Origin of the sequence: Halomonas sp. (assembly GCF_034520545.1) — a bacterium.
Taxonomy (GTDB): Bacteria; Pseudomonadota; Gammaproteobacteria; order Pseudomonadales; family Halomonadaceae; genus Halomonas.
Genome location: NZ_JAXHNN010000009.1, coordinates 85,747 through 103,967, shown reverse-complemented (window position 1 = coordinate 103,967; position 18,221 = coordinate 85,747). Strand labels below are relative to the sequence as shown.

Genomic DNA, 18,221 nt, shown 5'->3' with positions numbered 1-18,221 from the left:
CCTACCCTATCGCCCCCGCCGCGAGGCCAGGCGATCGGCCAGTCGGGTCGGCTCCGGGAGCTTGGTGTGCCCCAGGCAGGCCGTGACCCAGTCCAAGGCAGTGGACAGCGACACGCGATGCCCCGGCGAGACGAAGATCGGCTTCACTCCCTGGCGTGATCGCAGCACCGCGCCGATCAGCTCGTCCTCCCGGCCGTCCACCAGCGGCGTCCAGTCGCCCCGCGCCGGCCCGGGCTCACCATGGCGGCCACACAGCCGCGACTTGGCCACGCCGATGGTGGGCAGGTCGAGCCACAGCCCCAGGTGGCTGGCCACGCCAATCCGCCGCGGATGGGCGATGCCCTGGCCATCCACCATCACCAGCTGAGGCTTCACCGTCAGTTTATCGAAGGCCCCTAACGCCGCCGGCACCTCGCGAAACGACAGCAGCCCCGGCACATAGGGCATGCGCGTCGGCTCGCGATGCACCACCTGCTCCACTATCTCAAGGGTTGCCGGCTCGAACTCGCCTGACACACCCGGTGGCCAGGCCAGCACCACCACCGCCGCGCGAGTGATCGCACCCTTCTGCTCAAAGCCGATATCCACCCCGGCGATATGCCGCACCGGATCGAAGCGGTCCTCGCGCTCCACCTGGGACGCCAGGCGCTTCTGCAGGGTGATGGCCTCACTCGGCGTGAGATTCCAGTCGTGCGAAGGGGGATTGGGCATCGGGGCTCCTGAACAGCCGGTCGTGAGTGGCGTAGACTATCGCCTTCGGGACGCAAGCAGGAAGGGAGATACATGAAACTGATCCATACCGCCGATTGGCATCTGGGCCAGAGTTTCCATGGCCAGGAGCGCCATGCCGAGCATCGCGCCTTCCTCGCCTGGCTGCTCGACACCCTGGTCGAGCGCCAGGCCGACGCCCTGCTGGTGGCCGGCGATATCTTCGACGTGGTCAATCCTTCGCTTCGCGCCCAGGAACTGCTCTACGACTTCATCGTCGGCGCCCACGAACGCTTGCCCATGCTCGACATCGTGCTGATCGCCGGCAACCACGACAGCGGCAACCGCATCGAACTGCCCGCCCCGCTGATGCGCCGGCTGCGCACCCACGCCCTGGGACGAGTGCGCTGGCTGGATGACGGCACCCTCGACGCCGAGCGCCTGCTGGTGCCGCTCACCGACGATCAAGGCAAGACCCGCGCCTGGTGCCTAGCGCTGCCCTTCCTGCGCCCCGCCGAGGTCACCGGCGCGGCACTGGCAAGCGAGGCGACCGACGAAGAGGCGACCAACGACTATGTCAGCGGCATCAGCCAGGTGCACAGGCAATTGTTCGATGCCGCCCGCGAGCGGCGCGGGCCCGGCCAGGCGCTGGTGGCAATGAGCCACGCCCACCTGCATGGCGCGGCCGTCTCCGAGGCCAGCGAGCGGCCCATCGTGATCGGCGGTGAGGAGTCGATCTCGGCCGCCCTCTTCCCGCCGGAGATCGCCTACGTGGCGTTGGGTCACCTGCATCGCGCGCAGCAGGTCGGCGAGGCACGCATCCGCTATAGCGGCAGCCCATTGCCGCTGGACTTCAGCGAGGTCAGCTACCCTCACCAGGTGGTGGCGGTGACCCTCGACGGCGAGGCGCTGACCGCGACCGAGTCGATCCCCGTACCGCGCCCGGTGGCCATGCATCGCATCGGCCCCGCTCCGCTGGAGGAGGTGCTGACCGAGCTCGAGGCGCTCGAAGAAGAGCCGGCACAACCCAGAGAGCGATGGCCTTGGCTGGAGGTGCGCGTCGAGCTCGACGCCCCGATCCCCGACCTGCGCGCCCGAGTAGAAGCCGCCCTCGAGGGCAAGGCACTTCGCCTGCTACGCCTGGAGCGCCGTCTGCCCAGTATCGAGGGTGAAGCGGCTCCGGCACGGATCGACCTGGAGAGTCTCGGCCCGCGCAAGCTCTTCGCCCTCACTTGGGAGTCACGCTGGGGCGAACCACCAACCGAGGACGTGCTCGCCGACTTCGACCGCCTGCAACAGGAGGTGCTCGACACCGACGACCACGACGCCGGCGTGGCAGGTGACAAGGAGCCCCGCCCATGAGGATCCTCGCCCTGCGCCTGGAGAACCTAGCTTCACTGCCCGGCCCTCTGGAACTCGACTTCACCACAGCCCCATTGAAGGAGTGCGGCCTCTTCGCCATCACCGGTCCCACCGGCGCCGGCAAGAGCACCCTGCTCGACGCCCTCTGCCTGGCACTCTATGGCGGCACGCCACGGCTCCGCCAGGCGCCGGCCCGCGACAGCCAGATCGACGACACCGCGGACTCCACCCTGACCACCAGCGACCCGCGCACCCTGCTGCGCCGTGGTACCGCCGCCGGCTACGCCGAGGTGGACTTCCTGGGCCGCGACGGTCGCCGCTACCGCGCCCGCTGGGCGGTACGCCGCGCCAGGGAAAAGGTCGGCGGCAAGCTGCAGGCGACCGAGCAATCGCTGCGCGATCTCGAGGACGACCGCCTGCTCACCACCCAGAAGAGGGAGTTCGACCGCCTGCTGCCGGAGCGCCTGGGGCTGACCTTCGACCAGTTCACCCGTGCCGTGCTGCTCGCCCAGAGTGAGTTCGCCGCCTTCCTTCAGGCCGACGACAACGAACGCAGCGATCTGCTGGAGCGCCTCACCGGAACCGCCGAGTATTCGGCGATCTCCATGGCCGCCTATCGCCGCACCAGCGAGGCGAAGAGGGCCGTGGACGCCCTGGAAGCCAAGCTCGCCGACGACCGGCCCGCCGAGCCCGAGACCCGTGCCGAGCTGGAGCGCGCCGCCAAGGCCACCCAGCAAGCGCTCACTGACCTGCAGGCCCAGGCGGAGTCGCTCCAGGCGAAGCGGCGCTGGCACGACGACGATGCCCGCCTGCACGAGGCCTACCACCAGGGCCTGACGCAGCAGCAGAGCGCCGAAACCGACTGGCAGGCGCTCGCCGAGCTGCGCGCCGACCGCGAGTGGCGCCGGCTGATCGCCCCGAAGCGCCATGCCCTCACCCGCCAGACCGAGCTCCCCGGCGAGATCACCGCCTTGGAGGCGAGCCACGCCGAGACCCTCAAGGCGCGGGAGGCCGCCAGCGCCGAACAGCAGGCGGCGGAGAGCACCCGGGCGCAGGCCGAGCAGGCGCTGAGCGAGGCCTCGGAGGCGCGCCGCCGGGCCGAGCCCGAACTGCGCGAGGCCCGCGACGAGGCCCAGCAGTTGGCCACCCGAGAGAAGCAGCTTGCCGACCTGGAGGCGGCCCGCGCCCGACAGCATGCTCAGTCCGATACGCTTGCCCGTGAGCAGCGCAAGGCCGAAGCGCAACAGCAGGCCCGAGCGCGGCAACGCGACGACTGGCAGGCGACCCTCAAGCGGTGGGTGGGGGCTCACTCTCGCCTCGACGACGCCCGCCAGACCGCCCAACAGCACCACGACCAGGCCGCCCGTCGTCACCTGGCCCTGGGCGAGCTGGCCAGCCGCTGGCAGGAACTCGACCGCATGGAGCAGGCGCGGCACCGGTTGGCCAGGCAGGTCAGCGACGACCAGGCCCGCCGGGAAAGGCTGCTGGCCGAGGGCCAAGAGACCCGGCAGCGCCTCGATCACACCCAGCGTCACCTCGAGAGCGTCTCCACGCTGATCGAGCGCAGTCGTGCCGTGCGCAGCGAAAGCGTGGTACGCCTGCGCGAGGCCCTCCAGGAGGAGGAACCCTGCCCGGTGTGCGGCGGCCTCGACCACCCTTGGCGCCAGCACCCGCCGGCTACCCCAGAGGCCGCCCAGATCAAAGCCCAGGAAGCGGAAGAGACGCGCCAGCTCGACGAGGCTCGGCAGGCCCGCGACACGGCCCAGCAGCAGCGCGATGAACTGCTGGGCGAGTACCGCGCCGTGGAGGCCTCGCTCACTCGGCACCAACAGGACCTTGAGACGGCCGAGCGGCAGCGGGATACGGCCCGCCAGGCCTACGAGACACACCCCCTGCAGCAGGAACTCGCCGCCATCGATGCGCCCGAGCGGGAAGGCTGGCTGCAGGCCCAGCGCGAGCAGAGCGACACCCGGCGCCGCCAGGAGCGCCAGCGCCTGGATGAGCTGGCCCGGGCGGAGACCGAGCTGGCTCCGCTGGAGCAGGCCCTGCAGGAGGGCCGGGTGACACTGGTGCGCCTGGAGGTCGAGAAGACCGGTATCGATCGACAACTGGCCGAGCTGGACGAGCAGTTGCCACCGCTGCGAAAAGAGCGCGATGAGCTCGCCCGTCAACTCGCCGCCCGGCTCGGAGACTACACCTCACCGGACGCCTGGCAGCAGCAGCTCGACGCTCGCCAGGAGAGCGCCCGCCAGGCGAGAGACAACGCCCAGACACGGCTGCACGAAGCCCAGCAAGAGCACCAGCGCCTCGCCCAGCAGGCCCAGCACCAAGCCGAGCGACTCGAACAGCTGCGTCAGGAGCAGGAGACCCTGGCCCGCGAGCTAGCCGACTGGCGACAGGCACACCCCAAGTTGACCGATGCCACCCTGGCGCGGCTATTGGCCCAGTCCGACGACGACGCCCGACACGAGGAGCAGCGCATCGAGGCGGCCGACCAGGCCCGCCATCGCGCCGCCGCCACCCTGACCGAACGGCGCGAGGCCCTGCTGCAACATCGCCGAGACCAGGGGCTGATCGAGGGGAAAAACGAGGATGACCATGACGAGGCGCTGCTGGGTGACGCCGTACTCGAAGCGATACGCCGGTGCCAGATGGAACTCGACGAGGCCCAGACCGAACTGGCCCCGCGCCTGGACGAGGCCCAGCGGGCCCGGGACAACGCCGCCTTCGCCCTGAGCGATGACGACCGTAAACGCGAGCGCCGCAAGGCCAGCCAGGCCGAGCTGGAAGCCGCCCAGGCCGAATACCGCCGCTGGGGCCAGATCAGCGAACTGATCGGCTCCGCTGACGGCAAGCTCTTCCGGCGCATCGCCCAAGCCTACAACCTGGAGCAGTTGCTGGAGCATGCCAATGTACACCTCGCCGGCCTTAGCCGCCGCTACCGGCTGGTACGCGGCGGCAGCCCGTTGGGCCTGCTGGTGGAGGACTTCGATATGGGCGACGAGCGCCGCTCGGTTCACTCGCTCTCCGGCGGCGAGACCTTCCTTGTCTCGCTGGCCCTCGCCCTGGGGCTTGCCTCCATGGCATCCGGGGAGCTCACCATCGAGTCCCTGTTCATCGACGAAGGTTTCGGCAGCCTCGACCCGCAATCCCTGGCGCTGGCCATGGAAGCCCTGGACGGCCTTCAAGCGCTTGGGCGCCGGGTGGGGGTGATCTCCCATGTGCAGGAGATGCACGAACGCATCCCGGTGCAGATCCAGGTGGAACCGCTGGGCAACGGTACCAGCAGGGCGAAGCTGGTCAGCCTGTAACCGCGAAGAAATGAAGTACTCTGATCTTACCCAACAATCGTGGACACCGATCTAAGAGATCAATCGGGCCTCGAAGGCCTCTGGGCTGATCATCCCACTCGCACTGTGCCGGCGTTGCCGGTTTTAGTACATCTTGATGTACTCGAACACTTGCCGCCGCAGGGCATGCCGGGTCTCGAAACACTCACCATGGGTTGCCTCGATCTTCAGGCGATGGAAGAAGCTCTCGGCGCACGCGTTATCGTAGCAATATTGCCTCAACCCACCAGAGACCGATCGGCAAGCCGGGGAAGGCGGCCCTCGAACAGCGGAATCTGCGCTTGTATCTGGTTCAGCATGTGTTCGCGGAAGGCAACGACGCGTCGAGTCTGCCTCAGATCGGGATGGTAGAGGAGCCAGAGGCCGAGATCGAGTTGCGGGTCGGGGTCAGTGAAGCGCTCGAGGTCGGCATTGCTGTCGCCCATGAAACAAGGCAGGTAGGCCAACCCCAGGCCTTGCTCCAGGGCGGCGACGGTGAGAAGCGTGTCGTCGACGAAGAAGCTATAGCGGTGGTCGGGGCAAGCCTTGTGTGTCCATGCATGATGGAAGCCGCAACACTCCACGCCCAGCCACCGGGGCTGTTCATCGGAGCCGCGAAGATGTTGAAGGTAACCGCTGCCGCCATAGACGGTAGAGGCGATGGTGGTCAGCCGGGCACCGATCAGGGTTTCGACGGGATCGTTGGTCAGGCGGATGGCGATATCGGCCTGCCGTTCGGCGAGACTGACATACTTGTTTGAGACTTCGATATGCAACTGAATATGCGGGTTTTTGAGGCTGAAACTCGCGAACATCGGCATGAGTACCGTCGAGGCCATGTTGTTGATGGCCGAGACATGAAGCTCACCCGCGAGCAGGCAATCCTGGTTGCCCATGGTCCCTTCGAAATCGAGAATCTCCATTTCTATTCGGGTGGCGGAGTGCTTGAGTTCCTCGCCGGCCGAGGTCAACGCGTAGCCTGATTTCTTCCTGTTCAGCAGCCGGGTCCCGAGGCTCTTCTCCAGTACCAGGAGGCGACGCGAAACCGTCGAATGCTGCACATTCAGCCGCTTGGCAGCGCCGCTGATGGAACCCTCGCGGGCGACGGCAAGAAATATCCGCAGGTCATCCCAGTGCATGAGACTCCCCTCCCCCAGGCCTGTGCATTTTTGCCTGTCCGGTGTCGATTTATCGCGATTGGGTCAACACTAGTCCCCGCCTAAGCTTCAAACAAGCAAATAATTGCTTGAAAGGAGAGCGTCATGACCAAGATTGCTATCGTTCAAGAACCCCCGGTCTTTCTCGATCGGGAAAGGACGATCGAGAGGGCGGTAGAGCAGGTAAAGAAGGCGGCCGACCAGGGAGCCGAGCTCGTGGTCTTCTCGGAAACTTACATTCCGGGCTATCCCGCCTGGATCTGGCGGCTGAAGCCAGGTGGCGACTGGGGGTTGTCGGAGCAGTTGCACGGACGCCTTCTGGACAACGCCGTGCAGCTCGAATCCGCGCAGTTGAACCCTCTGCTCGAGGTGGCAAGGGAGATGCAGGTGACCATCGTCTGCGGGATAGAGGCGCGTGACGAGGATGCCAGCCGCGCAACCCTCTACAGCGCCGTGCTGACCATCGGCCCCGAGGGTCGAGTGCAGAACTGCCATCGCAAGCTGATGCCCACCAACCCGGAGCGCATGGTGTGGGGCTTCGGCGATGCCCGCGGGCTCAAGGTCATCGACACCCCGGTGGGCCGGGTGGGGGCGCTGATGTGCTGGGAGAACTTCATGCCGCTGGCCCGCTATGCTCTCTACGCCCAGGGCATCGACATCTACATTGCACCGACCTACGACAGTGGCGAGAAGTGGATTCGCAGCCTCCAGCATATCGCTCGAGAAGGCGGCTGCTGGGTCCTCGGTGCTGGCGTCGTGTTGCACAGGAAGGATCTTCCCGCGGACTTCCCGGAAATCGAGCGGCTCTATCCCGACAAGGACGAATGGATCAACCAGGGAGATTCTGTCGTCATCTCCCCCACCGGTGATATCGTGGCCGGGCCATTACATCAGGAGACCGGCCTGCTGCTGGCCGATATCGATACGCGTCAGGTAGCCGCCGCCAGGCGCAGCCTCGACATCGTCGGTCACTATTCGCGTCCCGACATCTTCACACTGCAAGTGAATGCTCGAGCCCAGCGCCCGGTCGAGTTCAATGAATAACATCGCCAGCCCTGACCATGCCGGCCGGGGCCTCACACGGGAGCCATGTCATGAGCGAAGAAAAGACCCATCAGGGAAGCTGCTTCTGTGGCGCGGTTCAACTTGCCGTCAAGGGAGAGCCGGAAGCGATGGGCTACTGCCACTGCGAGTTCTGTCGCCACTGGTCAGCCGGGCCGATTAATGCCTTCACCCTGTGGAAGCCGGAGGCAGTCTCCATTGTCAGCGGTGCCGAGAACATCGCCACCTACAACAAGACCCCCGAGAGTTACCGCAAATGGTGCAAGACATGCGGCGGACACATCCTGACCGAGCACCCCTCCATGGGGCTCACGGATGTCTATGCCGCCGTAATACCCGGCCTCGACTTCCGACCGGAGGTGCATGTCCATTATCAGGAGACCGTGCTGCCTGTGCGTGACGGCCTTCCGAAGCAGAAGGATGTCCCGGCGGAGATGGGCGGGAGCGGTATCACCCTGCCGGAGTAGGCAGAGCAGTTGTGTGACTCGCTACCGTCGCGCTTGCGCAGTGCCGCCCAGCTCGGCCATTGGTAGGGGGTATCGATGACGAACTGGCCCTCGCCCTGGGGCTAGCCTCCATGGCCTCGGGAGAACTGGTGATCGAATCGCTGTTCATCGACGAAGGCTTCGGCAGCCTCGACCCGCAATCCCTGGCGCTGGCCATGGAAGCCCTGGAAGGCCTTCAAGCGCTTGGGCGCCGGGTGGGGGTGATCTCCCATGTGCAGGAGATGCACGAACGCATCCCGGTGCAGATCCAGGTGGAACCGCTTTTCCCTACCTCAAGCTATCGGCTTTTAACAAGAAGCGGGCTACAACATCAGCGATCAGCGGAACACCTGATCTCACCGCTGTTTTCTCATCGCCATATAGCCGATGACACTATAGAAAATAACGGCGAGAGTGCCGAAAGTGAGAGAGATCGGATAGCGCGAATTGAAACTATCCAGCGTTGCCCGCGCCGGATTATCGCGAGACACCGCCACCGGGACAGTGCTGCCGAGATCCAGGTTGGAAAACTTCATCAACCTATCTACTAGTCCACGCGTGGCGTTCAGAGTGTACTGCTGACCCTCTGCCTTATACCGGACGGTGAACTTACGATTATCACTTCCACGCCCACCGAACACCGGCTCCACCTTGATAACGGTCCCCTTCACTGTTCGGCTACCCACATTCCCAGTGTATTCCCACGCGACCGTGAAAATCAGCACCACCGCCAGCAATACCGAAATCCGAAAAATCGCCGCTCGAGGTATGCGATTCGCCATGACGAGTGTTCTTCCATAGCAAGGCCAGTAGCATGCTCACAGCTTAGCCTGAATCCGAGGTCAAGATACCAACGTAGCAGCGTCCCTGGAGAACCCCCTTACGGATCGGCTTCGGTATACCTAGCCAGTTGGCCTTGTCACTAAGCTGAGTAGCTAACCCAATGAGCAGCGGGGACAGCGCTCGCCTCACCAAGGCAGTTCCTCGCCGTTGCTGTGCCAGAAACCGCCGCTGGTGCGCAGGGTGAGCTCGTCGATGCGCTGGGCGATGCCGGCAGCAGCCTCCTCGGCGCTGATCAGGCCACCGAAGTTGACCATGCGGGTCTTCACATAGCCGGGGTGAATCTGGGCCACGGCGATGCCGCGGGGCTTGAGATCCATTGCCAGCGACTTGCCGAAGGCATTGAGAGCCGCCTTGGAGGCGCGGTAGCCGTAGCGCCCGCCGGAATCGTTGTCGGCGATGGAACCCATTCGGCTGGTGATATTGGCGACCTTGGCGCCCTCGCTCAGGTTGCCCAACAGCGCCTCGGTGACACCCAACGGCGCATAAGCGTTAATCTCCATCTGCTCACGAATGGAGTCGAAATCAATCTCGCCCAAGCTCTCGTTCCTGAGCATGCCGGCATTGTTGACCAGCAGCTCCATGCGGCGCCCCGCCAGCTCGCTGCGCAGGTGTTCGATATCCTCGGGACGAGTCACGTCGATCCCTTCGATCAGTGTCTCCGCCACCTCACGCAGCTCAACGACCTCCTCGCCACCGCTACGACAGACGCCGATAACTGCCCAGCCGGCGGCATGATAGTGGCGAGCCAGGGCCAGGCCGACGCCACGGTTGGCGCCGGTAATCAGTACGGTGGATGTCATCTCAACTCCGGGATAGGAAAATTGTGGTACACAAGAAAAGGTGGGGGCCGTGTGCCGCAGTTCAACCCGGAACAACACGCTGCAAGGTCAAGTGCCCAGTAGCGCCAGTGAGATAACCTGCTCGCGCAATGCCCGCTTCTGCTCCTCGAGTGCATCGTGCCAGGCATAGCTGCTTTATTTTAACGAGCCGCATCATGCTGTTGGGTAAGGCGCAACCTCGTTGCTGTCTTCGGTCATCAGGCTAACCAGCTTGGAATGCACGAACAGCTTTTCGCGCCCGGCGCGAATTTCCCTGAGCACGCCAATTTCACACAACTGCTGAATATAGCGTGTCGTGTCTTCGATCAGCGTGCGCGTCGCCGCGATCTTGTCGGTGGTCCAGCGGGCCGTGGTCTCCACCGCCTTGAGCATGTAGAGCAGCCACGCCTGCCACTGGTCCGCGCGTGTGACGGTCAGCAGCAAGCGGTAGTAGTCGGGCTTATGGATCACGATATACCGACTGAGGTAGAGGATCGGCAACGACAGCAGCCGTTTTTCGATCAGGTAGAGAATGTTCAGCACCCTACCCGTGCGCCCGTTGCCGTCAGTAAAGGGGTGGATCGACTCGAACTGATAGTGGGCCACTGCCATCTTGATCAGGGGGTCGACGCCATCTTCCTCGTGCAGGTAGCGCTCCCAATTGGCCAGCAGATCACGCAGCGCCGGCTCCCCCATGGGTGGGTTATAGATGACTTCGCCGGAAGCCTGGTTGGCCAAGGTGGTGCCCGGCACACGGCGGATCTCCATCTCGACGCCCTTGATGGTGCTGCAGGCATCCACTGCCATATTGGTACACAGAGGCCGCCGTGCCAGTTCGTGATAGCCAAGGCTCAGCGCGGTGCGATAGCGAAGCGCTTCCTTGGTGGCTGGATCAGCGTGGGTATCCTCCTGGGCGAACTGGAAGAGCCTGTCGGTGGTGGTAACGATGTTCTCGATCTCGGAACTGTCGCGGGCTTCCAGTAGGGGTAGCAGGTTGATGAGCAGGCCCTGATTGGGCAGCAATTCACCCGCCTGCTTCAGCTCCGCCAGTGCTGCCCGAGCTGGAATGCAGGCCTTGAGCACAGCCGGCGTCTCGAGCTCCTCGCCGGGTGGCAGCGGCGGCAAGCCATTGTAGGGTTGTTTCTGCCATTACGCCCTCTCCTCGCCCTCCCGATAGACCAGATACTGATGATCGCACTTTTGGCAATTGGCCGTGTAGCTCGGGCCATCCTTTGAGATCTTGACGCTCTTCCAGCCGCAGGCGGGGCAAGTCTGCTTCATGGAGGTATTGGTCTTGCAGCTGCCGCACTTAACGTAGTAACCGTACTGGCCGTACATGCCGGTCAGATGGTCGGCTTCACCACACTGCTTGCACGTCAGCAGGCTGCTGGCCGGGGCTGCGTTGTCTGCCGATGGATTGGCAGTATCTAGCTCAGGGGTAGCCGCGTAGCTCAACGGCGCGGGTTCACTAACGGGAGCGGCGTAAGGGGTCTGCTTAGCCTTTTTTTCCTGCGCCACCGTCTCCGAGCCAGCCTGCAGAGGTGCGGTATGTACGAGAAGGAAATTGCCGAGATTTTCCATCTCTTGCAGGGTGAATCGCGGCTTGCCCTTGAGGTACTCCGTAAAGATGTTACCCACAACCTCTCGAACTTTCTTGGCTACAAATTCCGTCTTCATGACCTTGTTGGCCACGCCTTTTGGCATCTTGTCGCGATGCAAGATAGCGGTACTCGAAATGGCGCATAGCGTGCGCCATTCGCGGTGTCCGACCTGCGTCTGGATACCCAGAAGCTTGCCAAGCAACTGCTCCACATTGTCACGCAGTAGCGCCTTCAGAAGATCCTGCTGAAGTTCCGCCTGGCGGATCGGGGATGGAATGCCCGCCCAGTTGCCCCTGTAGCTGCGCGACCACTCGCCCTCGGCGTTGACCTGCACCTCGCCGACGATGCTCTTGGACTCGATGATGATGAAGCCGTAGGGATGGATCACCAGATGGTCGATCTGAGCGCGCTCGCCGCCGTGCTCAATCACCAGGTCATGGATGATGCGGATCTGCTCGCTGTCGCCGAAGGACCGGCGTAGGTGAAAGGCCACATCCTGTTCCTGCTTGTGGCCATAGTAGCCTCGCTCATCGGCACCGGCATAGGCGTCCTTTTCTCTTAGGATCATCGTCTCGTCCCTGTGCGATATACCGGCTGTTGTTCACACCCCATCGCTGCCGGCTACATTCTGTGACTGAACAGCCTGGCAGCTAAGTAGGCTGTGCACCAGTGGGCAAAGGCTTACAAGAGGTTGTGATGATTTACCTACGTCCATGGTCTAAGGTGGCCAAGGCCTTACCTGAGCTTCGGCCAGTCACTCCAACGACAAGTCGATGGTCAACACGCTGTCCTCATTCGCAACCGCTCGATCCTGCCTCGCTGTTGAGCTCGCGCAGCCCGACCTCGAGTTCATGCCGCCGATAGGCGGTATCGAAGGCCATCACCTCGAAGACAGTAGCGTCGCGCGGGCCGACCAGCCTCGGGCCCGAGTGGTGAACGAATGTCTCGCTATCCATCGTCAATTGCAGGCGCGGTAGGCCCTCCTGGTCGTAGTCCAGGCGCACCGATTCGAAGCGCCACACCAGCGGAGCGTCATCGGCACAGCTTGGCAGATCCGCAGGAACGCCAGGTATCAGTTCGAACTGCTGACGCTCCAGTTCCCTGCCCTCGGCATCGGTCACCACCAGACGGTAGACACGCGCCCCAGTGAGGGGCTCGCCCTCCTCAGGGAGTTGGGCCTGCAGGGCGGCGCGCACGGATTCCACAGGCAACAGCGGAGGTTGATACGGCAACTCCCGCCCCGGGGTGGGACGATAGACGAAGCGCAGCGAGAACAGCCGTTCGCTGGTGGCGTCCAGCCCTGGTACCGAGCCGGTCATAGCCATTACCGCCCCAGGCTCCCAGGCCAGCTTGGCGTATCGATCTTGCGGAGTGCGCAGGAATATCGTGCCGGGGGCGTCATCCAGCGTCAGCCACGGCGCCGAGGGCGGCGCCGGCGAGGCATCCAGGTAGCGCAGCAGATAGTCCCAGGAGTCGTGGGTGATACCCTGATCCTCGGCCGACACAAAGTGGAGCCCTCCTCCAGCGGCTACGACCAGGGTGACACTGAGAGGCTCTCGATGTAGCTCGAGGGGATAGAGATCGGCAAGCGCGAGCTCGCGAGTCGGGGCGTTGTCGATGAACGACCAGCCGAAGGGCTGGCCATCTTCATCCCAGCCCAGATAGGCGTTACCGCCCGGCAGGCGTTCGTCGCGATCGGCCACCGTCTGTAGGGTCACGTCTGCGCCGGCTATCACGTAGCCCGCATCGAGCCGCTGGAAGCCCTCCGCCTCGGCCATGAGCCGACCGCTGCTACGGCCCAGCAGCCACACGGGGCCGGGCATCGGCAAGCGAAAGCGCCCCTCGGCATCGGTGGTCGCGGTGGTCTTGTAGCGCTTGTCCCAGATCAGCTGGCCATCATGCTCACTGCGGCCCCAGCCATAACGGCTCACGGTGATGACAGCATCGGCCACAGGCGTTTCACTGTGATACTCGACCAGTTGCCCGGATACGGGCGCCGGTGACAGCCACCACCGCCCCAGCCATACCAGCAGTGCCAACGCCGCCAGAGTGCCAATAAGCACCCCAGCAAGGCGACGGAAGAACCGTAAACGGCCACTCATGGCGCTTCACGGGTCGGTGCACTGCTGAGATAGCGGATGGCGTCGACCGCCACGTGCGCGTGTCGCAACACCAGCACGATGCGATCCGGGCCCAGCAGGGTGTGAATGTCCGCCTCCAGCAGCGTCTTGCTGCGGAAGGTGACCGTAAGGCGCTCACCCAGGTGGGAGGCGAGAAGTCCATTGAAGGCGTGGAAACAGTCCGGCGTTTGGGGCATATCGAAGCGCAGATGCACCAGGTCATTCTCGTCGCCGGCGTGATCGACCCGCTCGACACAGGCCGGCGTCAGGACGTACTGCCCATCAGTCATGACAAAGACCCATCCATCCTCATCGGCCATGGCCATGGCCATGGGCACCGGCAGGAACAGCAGCACTGCCAACAGCAGAAGGTGATGCATCTCCCACACGCTCCTCTTCGCATCGATCGCCAGGCTGCAGGCATCAAGAGGAATACCGGCTTATCCCGTCTACGGGTAACTCACTTTGGCAGGCACAGTGAACCGGTTCCGACAAATACCGCTTGCCGGGCGATAGAAACCGTCAGGTCATGGCCATCGCGTTCAGTCCCGGTAAAGAAGCAGCTCGGTCGCCCCATCACGATGCCCTGTTCGATTCGCCAGCGCCACAGACCACCCCCCTTTCAGGGGATATTCATGACGTTTCATGATCCCCGAAATCTATGAGGTGGGTAGTAGGTCACCGCTCTGCACAAGGAAGGGCCTACTCGGCCCACTGGCGATATGGCACAGACGTCTCCACCCTGGAACGTGGCTATCCGTTTTCTCGCTCGTCTATCCTGCAGGAAGCACGGAACACTCAAGGAGAGCGGCATGAGGGGACTGGCGTTGCACGGCGTGCGTTACTTGGGACTGGTTCTACTCTTGGTGTTTTCCCATCAGGCGCTGGCAGCCGAGGGCAATTGGCCACGAATGACCGACTCGGCGGACGGTGTGCCGATTGCCTACGAGGTGCAGGGGAGTGGCGAACCTACGCTCGTCTTCATCCATGGCTGGAGCAGCGATGGGCGGTACTGGCGCGGGCAGCTCCCTTTCTTTTCGCAGCATCACCGAGTGATCACGCTCGACCTTGCGGGACACGGCCACTCCGGGCTGGGCCGTGACACCTACACCATGCCGTCCTTCGGGGAGGACGTGAAGGCGGTGCTGGACGACCTGGAAGTGGAGCGGGCGATCCTCGTCGGGCACTCCATGGGCGGGCCAGTCAGTGTGGAAGCGGCACACCTGATGCCGGAACGCGTCATCGGCATCGTGGGTGTCGATACCTTCCACCACCTGGCCTCCGCGATCAGCCAGGAGCAGCGCGACGGGATGCTGGAATCTTTCCAACACGACTTTGCGCTGGCCGCGCGCCAGTTCGTGGCGACGATGTTCAACGATAGCACCGGTCTTGAGCTGCGCGACTGGGTCATGCATGACATGGCAGCCGCACCGCCGGAGGTGGCCATCAGCGCCATGGAGGACATGCTGACGCGGCATGCCGAGGGTGAAGCGGCGCAGCATTTCGAGGAGTTGACAATCCAGGTGGTGGCGATCAACGCCGATCTGTGGCCCACCGACCTCGAGGCCAACCGGCAACTGCAGCCCGCGTTCAGGGCCGTGATCATGGAAGATAGCGACCACTTCCTGCACATGGCCAAGCCGGAGGCCTTCAACAGGGCACTGGAACGGATGATCGGCACGCCACCCTGACGTCGCAGAAAGACGGTGAAGCCCTGCAGAAACCCATCTGCTGTTGCGCTCGGCGAAGAACGCCCGCCGCCTTCTCGAATCCATTGCACAGCTCGAGGAAGGGAGTGGTCTGGAGAGCTCGCGATGAACCCATTCAGAATGGGAATGCTCCGGTTGGCATTCGCGGTGAACCGCACTTGCCGGACAAGGTCAGTGCGCATACGCTATGCACATGCCCACTGTGAGGTCATTGACATGAGCCAGCCCTATGACACTCAGGCTCCGAAGAAGGCCACCAACGTCAGCATCAACAGCGACTTGCTCCAAAAGGCACGGCGCCTGGGCATCAACCTCTCTGCCACTTTCGAAAGCGCGCTGACGGAAAAGGTACGTGCTGAGCAGCGCGAACAGTGGCAACGGGAGAACATCGACGCCATTCGTGCCTACAACCAGTTCGTCGAAGAGAACGGCACCTTCGGTGATGGCGAGCGGACGTTCTGATGGCGCAGTTCCATGCTTACGCGAACCGCAACCCGGCCTCGCGTGAACGCTACCCCTACCTTCTCGATATACAGAGCGACCTGCTCGGCGAGCTGCGCACGACCGTGGTCATGCCGCTCTGCCCTGCCGACATGGCCGAAAGCCTGCGGATTTCCCAACTAAATCCCAGCCTCGAGATCGACGGCGAGCGCTATATCGCCATGACACAGGAACTCGCCGGTATGGAAAGGAAGCGCCTCGGCAAAGCCGTGCATGATCTAGGCTCCTATCGCGACGAGATCATGGCCGCCGTCGACTTCCTGATGACAGGCATTTGATCCAGTTGGCGGACTTCAGCATGGCCGCCCTACCGGGCCATCCCCAAGTACTTGACCCTGCGGTAGAGTGCGGCGAGAGCGCCTCCACCCAGCATCATGCCGAGACCGGCCACGACAACCACCAGGGCATCGTAGGCGATGACACCCACGCCCGAGTAGGCCGCCACCAGTACACCGACATGGCGCACCACCAGAGTGACACCAATCAGGAAGGTCCCTGCGCGCACCAGATCGTCGTCTCTGATGCGAGCACCTGACTCGCCATCTGCTTCCCTACTGCCATGCAGCCTGTCCGCCAGTCGGCCGGCGAAGCACCAGAGCAATACGCCGCCGAGCATGGGCACAGCAACTGTCGCCAGATACATCAGCAGCAATTTGCCGACCTCGGGCTCTGCGGCGTTGGATCCCAGCAGCGCCAACGCCGGCACCACCGAGAACAGGGTCTCAAGAAAGAGATAGAGGCCCAGCAAGCGGATCAGCAGGATGGAAAAGGGCTTCATGGAGCCTCCCGGCTATTCATTCTTGATTCTCGGCGCATGATCGGCGTCATTGATCCGCTGCACGGCAGGCAACTTACTGCGGAGCAAAAGGACGGAAGGCCTGGGCCGTGGCGTCGAGATCGAAAAGCTCATTCGTTCTGGGTCATGGGGTGTCCTGATTGAGAATGTCGATATAGGCCCGGTAGGCGTATATCCGGTTGCGCTTCTGCCCGGTCAGCTCGTGGACGATGCCGAGCGTCTCCTCGAGGGCCGTCAACAACCGGCCGACGGTGGCCGGCGTCAGCCCCGTGCGTTCGCAGAGGTGAGCGATATTGGCGATGGGTTGCTGGAAGAGCGCATCCAGCAGCAACCCCGCCGACCCGGCCTGGCGACCCAGCTCACCGAGACGCGCCCTATCCTGCTCGCGCAGCTGGTTGAGGCGCCGAGCCGTGGCGACCGCCTGATTGGCGGTCTCGGCCACGGCGTCCACGAAGAACAGCAGCCAGGCCTCCCAGTCGCCGGTGACCCGCACCTGTTGCAAGCGTTCGTAGTACACCTGGCGATGCTTATTGAAGAATACCGAGAGGTAGAGCAGGGGCTCATTGAGGATGCCCGACTCGACCAGGATCAGCGGAATCAGCAGGCGCCCCAGGCGGCCATTGCCGTCCAGGAAGGGGTGGATCGTCTCGAACTGCACATGGGTCAGGGCGGCCTTGATCAGCGGATCGGTGGCCTCGGGAATATCATTGAAGAAACGCTCCAGCGCCGACCAGCAATCGGCGAGGTAGTGAGGCGGAGGCGGCACGAAGACCGCCTCATCGGGGCGATGCCCACCCAGCCACACCTGGCTGCTGCGAAACTCTCCCGGCCCGCGGCTGATGCCACGCCCGGAGGTCATCAGCGCCGTGTGCATCTCCATCGCCACGCGATGGCTGATGGGAAAGCCCTCGCGGATGCGTTGCACGCCCAGCATCAGCGCCTTCACATAGCAGGAGACTTCCTGCACATCGCCCATGGGCACCCCTGGCATGCCCTCCATCTCGTAGAGCATCAGGTCACTGAGCGAGGACTGGGTGCCCTCGATCTGTGACGACATGACTGCTTCCTTGCGGACATAACTGTAGAGGAAGAGCGAGGCGTCTGGCAGCAGGGTGCTGATGGCGTCCAGGCGCCCCAATGCCAGCATCGCCTGATTGATGCGGCCCTGCAGCTTGCCATCCAGCGCCAGGGGCGGCCGAGGCGGCAGCGGATCGGGGACAAACGCCTGGCAGCGCACACCCCCGGCGATGCTGTCCACATAATGGCCTGTGAGTCCGCGTTCCATGGGAGCTCCACATCACCGCTCGAAAGCGGCCTTGGGTAAAATAGCGTCGCTCGTTATTTTAATTTAAGCCTGAAATTAAAATAAGGCCTGCCGCTATTTTAACTTCACGCCTCTTCATGACGGCCATCATGTCGATGCCATCGACATATCCCGAGGACGTGTCGAAAAAACCGGATTTTTTAAACATGTCGCGGCGACATGTCGATGGCGTGCTCCTGTCCGGGCGCCTGCGGCGCCATCGCGCTGCATGGCGTCGCGCACCCGCTGCTCGAAGGGCACCAGCGCCTCACCCAGAGCGGCACGGCGGATATGGCCGACGATGCTGGCGGCGATCTCCTGATTGGTGGCGTTGCGCCAGGCGCTCTCCAGCCTGGTCTCGCTGTAGCCGCCGTCAGCCGAGCGCGACTGGTCAGCGTTTAAGACCTCTCGTTCGCGCAATGCGCTG

At 63.6% G+C, this 18,221-nt stretch carries 19 protein-coding genes and 1 pseudogene; 7 read left to right on the top strand and 13 right to left on the bottom strand.

The window, feature by feature from the left end; translation table 11 throughout:
- Positions 1-6: 6 nt before the first annotated feature.
- On the bottom strand, positions 7-711 hold the full coding sequence (gene nfi / locus U5L98_RS05470) for a deoxyribonuclease V (RefSeq protein ID WP_322557336.1): 705 nt from the start codon (positions 709-711) through the stop codon (positions 7-9).
- 72 nt (positions 712-783) lie between these two features.
- Here nfi and U5L98_RS05465 point away from each other — a divergent pair, with 72 nt between their 5' ends.
- Positions 784-2,070, top strand: a complete 1,287-nt coding sequence (locus U5L98_RS05465; RefSeq protein WP_322557335.1) for an exonuclease SbcCD subunit D — start codon at positions 784-786, stop codon at positions 2,068-2,070.
- Positions 2,067-5,381 carry an AAA family ATPase gene (locus tag U5L98_RS05460; RefSeq protein WP_322557334.1) on the top strand — a complete coding sequence of 1,105 codons (3,315 nt, stop codon included), beginning with the start codon at positions 2,067-2,069 and terminating at the stop codon, positions 5,379-5,381. Before U5L98_RS05465 ends, U5L98_RS05460 begins: the two co-directional genes overlap by 4 nt.
- 51 nt (positions 5,382-5,432) lie before the next feature.
- Here the strand turns inward: U5L98_RS05460 and U5L98_RS05455 are convergent.
- Positions 5,433-5,630 (bottom strand): annotated as a pseudogene (locus U5L98_RS05455) (IS3 family transposase); the annotation flags it as partial.
- Between the two features lie 8 nt (positions 5,631-5,638).
- Positions 5,639-6,538 carry a LysR family transcriptional regulator gene (locus U5L98_RS05450; RefSeq protein ID WP_322557333.1) on the bottom strand — a complete coding sequence of 300 codons (900 nt, stop codon included), beginning with the start codon at positions 6,536-6,538 and terminating at the stop codon, positions 5,639-5,641.
- 123 nt (positions 6,539-6,661) lie between these two features.
- Between U5L98_RS05450 and U5L98_RS05445 the strand changes: the two genes are divergently transcribed.
- Both U5L98_RS05445 and U5L98_RS05440 read left to right on the top strand, forming a co-directional pair.
- Complete coding sequence (locus U5L98_RS05445) at positions 6,662-7,600, top strand: carbon-nitrogen hydrolase family protein (RefSeq protein ID WP_322557332.1); 939 nt, start codon at positions 6,662-6,664, stop codon at positions 7,598-7,600.
- 50 nt (positions 7,601-7,650) lie between these two features.
- Complete coding sequence (locus tag U5L98_RS05440; protein ID WP_322557331.1) at positions 7,651-8,085, top strand: GFA family protein; 435 nt, start codon at positions 7,651-7,653, stop codon at positions 8,083-8,085.
- 101 nt (positions 8,086-8,186) lie between these two features.
- Here the strand turns inward: U5L98_RS05440 and U5L98_RS05435 are convergent, their stop codons facing one another.
- The 7 genes from U5L98_RS05435 to U5L98_RS05405 form a co-directional block, all read right to left on the bottom strand.
- A complete protein-coding gene (locus U5L98_RS05435; RefSeq protein ID WP_322557330.1) occupies positions 8,187-8,351 on the bottom strand; it encodes a hypothetical protein in 165 nt (54 codons plus the stop codon).
- A gap of 108 nt (positions 8,352-8,459) precedes the next feature.
- Positions 8,460-8,885, bottom strand: coding sequence for a DUF3592 domain-containing protein (locus U5L98_RS05430; RefSeq protein WP_322557329.1), 426 nt, complete (start codon positions 8,883-8,885; stop codon positions 8,460-8,462).
- 186 nt (positions 8,886-9,071) lie between these two features.
- Positions 9,072-9,746 (bottom strand): SDR family oxidoreductase, encoded by a 675-nt coding sequence (locus U5L98_RS05425; RefSeq protein WP_322557328.1) that lies wholly within the window; start codon positions 9,744-9,746, stop codon positions 9,072-9,074.
- 192 nt (positions 9,747-9,938) lie between these two features.
- Positions 9,939-10,889, bottom strand: a complete 951-nt coding sequence (locus U5L98_RS05420) for a Fic family protein (protein ID WP_322557327.1) — start codon at positions 10,887-10,889, stop codon at positions 9,939-9,941.
- A gap of 24 nt (positions 10,890-10,913) precedes the next feature.
- Entirely contained in the window at positions 10,914-11,933 is a 1,020-nt protein-coding gene (locus tag U5L98_RS05415) for a nuclease-related domain-containing protein (protein ID WP_322557326.1), read from the bottom strand.
- Between the two features lie 223 nt (positions 11,934-12,156).
- Positions 12,157-13,467: a hypothetical protein gene (locus U5L98_RS05410; protein WP_322557325.1), complete on the bottom strand. Its 1,311-nt coding sequence runs from the start codon at positions 13,465-13,467 to the stop codon at positions 12,157-12,159.
- Entirely contained in the window at positions 13,464-13,865 is a 402-nt protein-coding gene (locus tag U5L98_RS05405; RefSeq protein WP_322557324.1) for a hypothetical protein, read from the bottom strand. Before U5L98_RS05405 ends, U5L98_RS05410 begins: the two co-directional genes overlap by 4 nt.
- A 432-nt stretch (positions 13,866-14,297) precedes the next feature.
- Here U5L98_RS05405 and U5L98_RS05400 point away from each other — a divergent pair, with 432 nt between their 5' ends.
- The 3 genes from U5L98_RS05400 to U5L98_RS05390 all read left to right on the top strand — a co-directional run bounded on the left by U5L98_RS05400 (position 14,298) and on the right by U5L98_RS05390 (position 15,973).
- Positions 14,298-15,176 (top strand): alpha/beta hydrolase, encoded by an 879-nt coding sequence (locus U5L98_RS05400; RefSeq protein ID WP_322557323.1) that lies wholly within the window; start codon positions 14,298-14,300, stop codon positions 15,174-15,176.
- Positions 15,177-15,410: 234 nt separating this feature from the next.
- Positions 15,411-15,656, top strand: coding sequence for a type II toxin-antitoxin system CcdA family antitoxin (locus U5L98_RS05395; RefSeq protein WP_322557322.1), 246 nt, complete (start codon positions 15,411-15,413; stop codon positions 15,654-15,656).
- Positions 15,656-15,973, top strand: coding sequence for a CcdB family protein (locus tag U5L98_RS05390; RefSeq protein ID WP_322557321.1), 318 nt, complete (start codon positions 15,656-15,658; stop codon positions 15,971-15,973). The genes U5L98_RS05395 and U5L98_RS05390 overlap by 1 nt, the downstream gene beginning before the upstream one ends.
- Positions 15,974-16,002: 29 nt before the next feature.
- On the opposite strand, the gene U5L98_RS05385 is transcribed toward U5L98_RS05390, so the two are convergent.
- The 3 genes from U5L98_RS05385 to U5L98_RS05375 form a co-directional block, all read right to left on the bottom strand.
- The gene (locus U5L98_RS05385) at positions 16,003-16,473 is read right to left on the bottom strand and encodes a hypothetical protein (RefSeq protein WP_322557320.1); all 471 of its coding nucleotides are present in this window, start codon (positions 16,471-16,473) and stop codon (positions 16,003-16,005) included.
- Positions 16,474-16,615: 142 nt separating this feature from the next.
- Entirely contained in the window at positions 16,616-17,776 is a 1,161-nt protein-coding gene (locus U5L98_RS05380; RefSeq protein WP_322557319.1) for a Fic family protein, read from the bottom strand.
- Positions 17,777-17,902: 126 nt separating this feature from the next.
- Positions 17,903-18,214 (bottom strand): type I restriction-modification enzyme R subunit C-terminal domain-containing protein, encoded by a 312-nt coding sequence (locus tag U5L98_RS05375; RefSeq protein ID WP_322557318.1) that lies wholly within the window; start codon positions 18,212-18,214, stop codon positions 17,903-17,905.
- Positions 18,215-18,221: the final 7 nt, after the last annotated feature.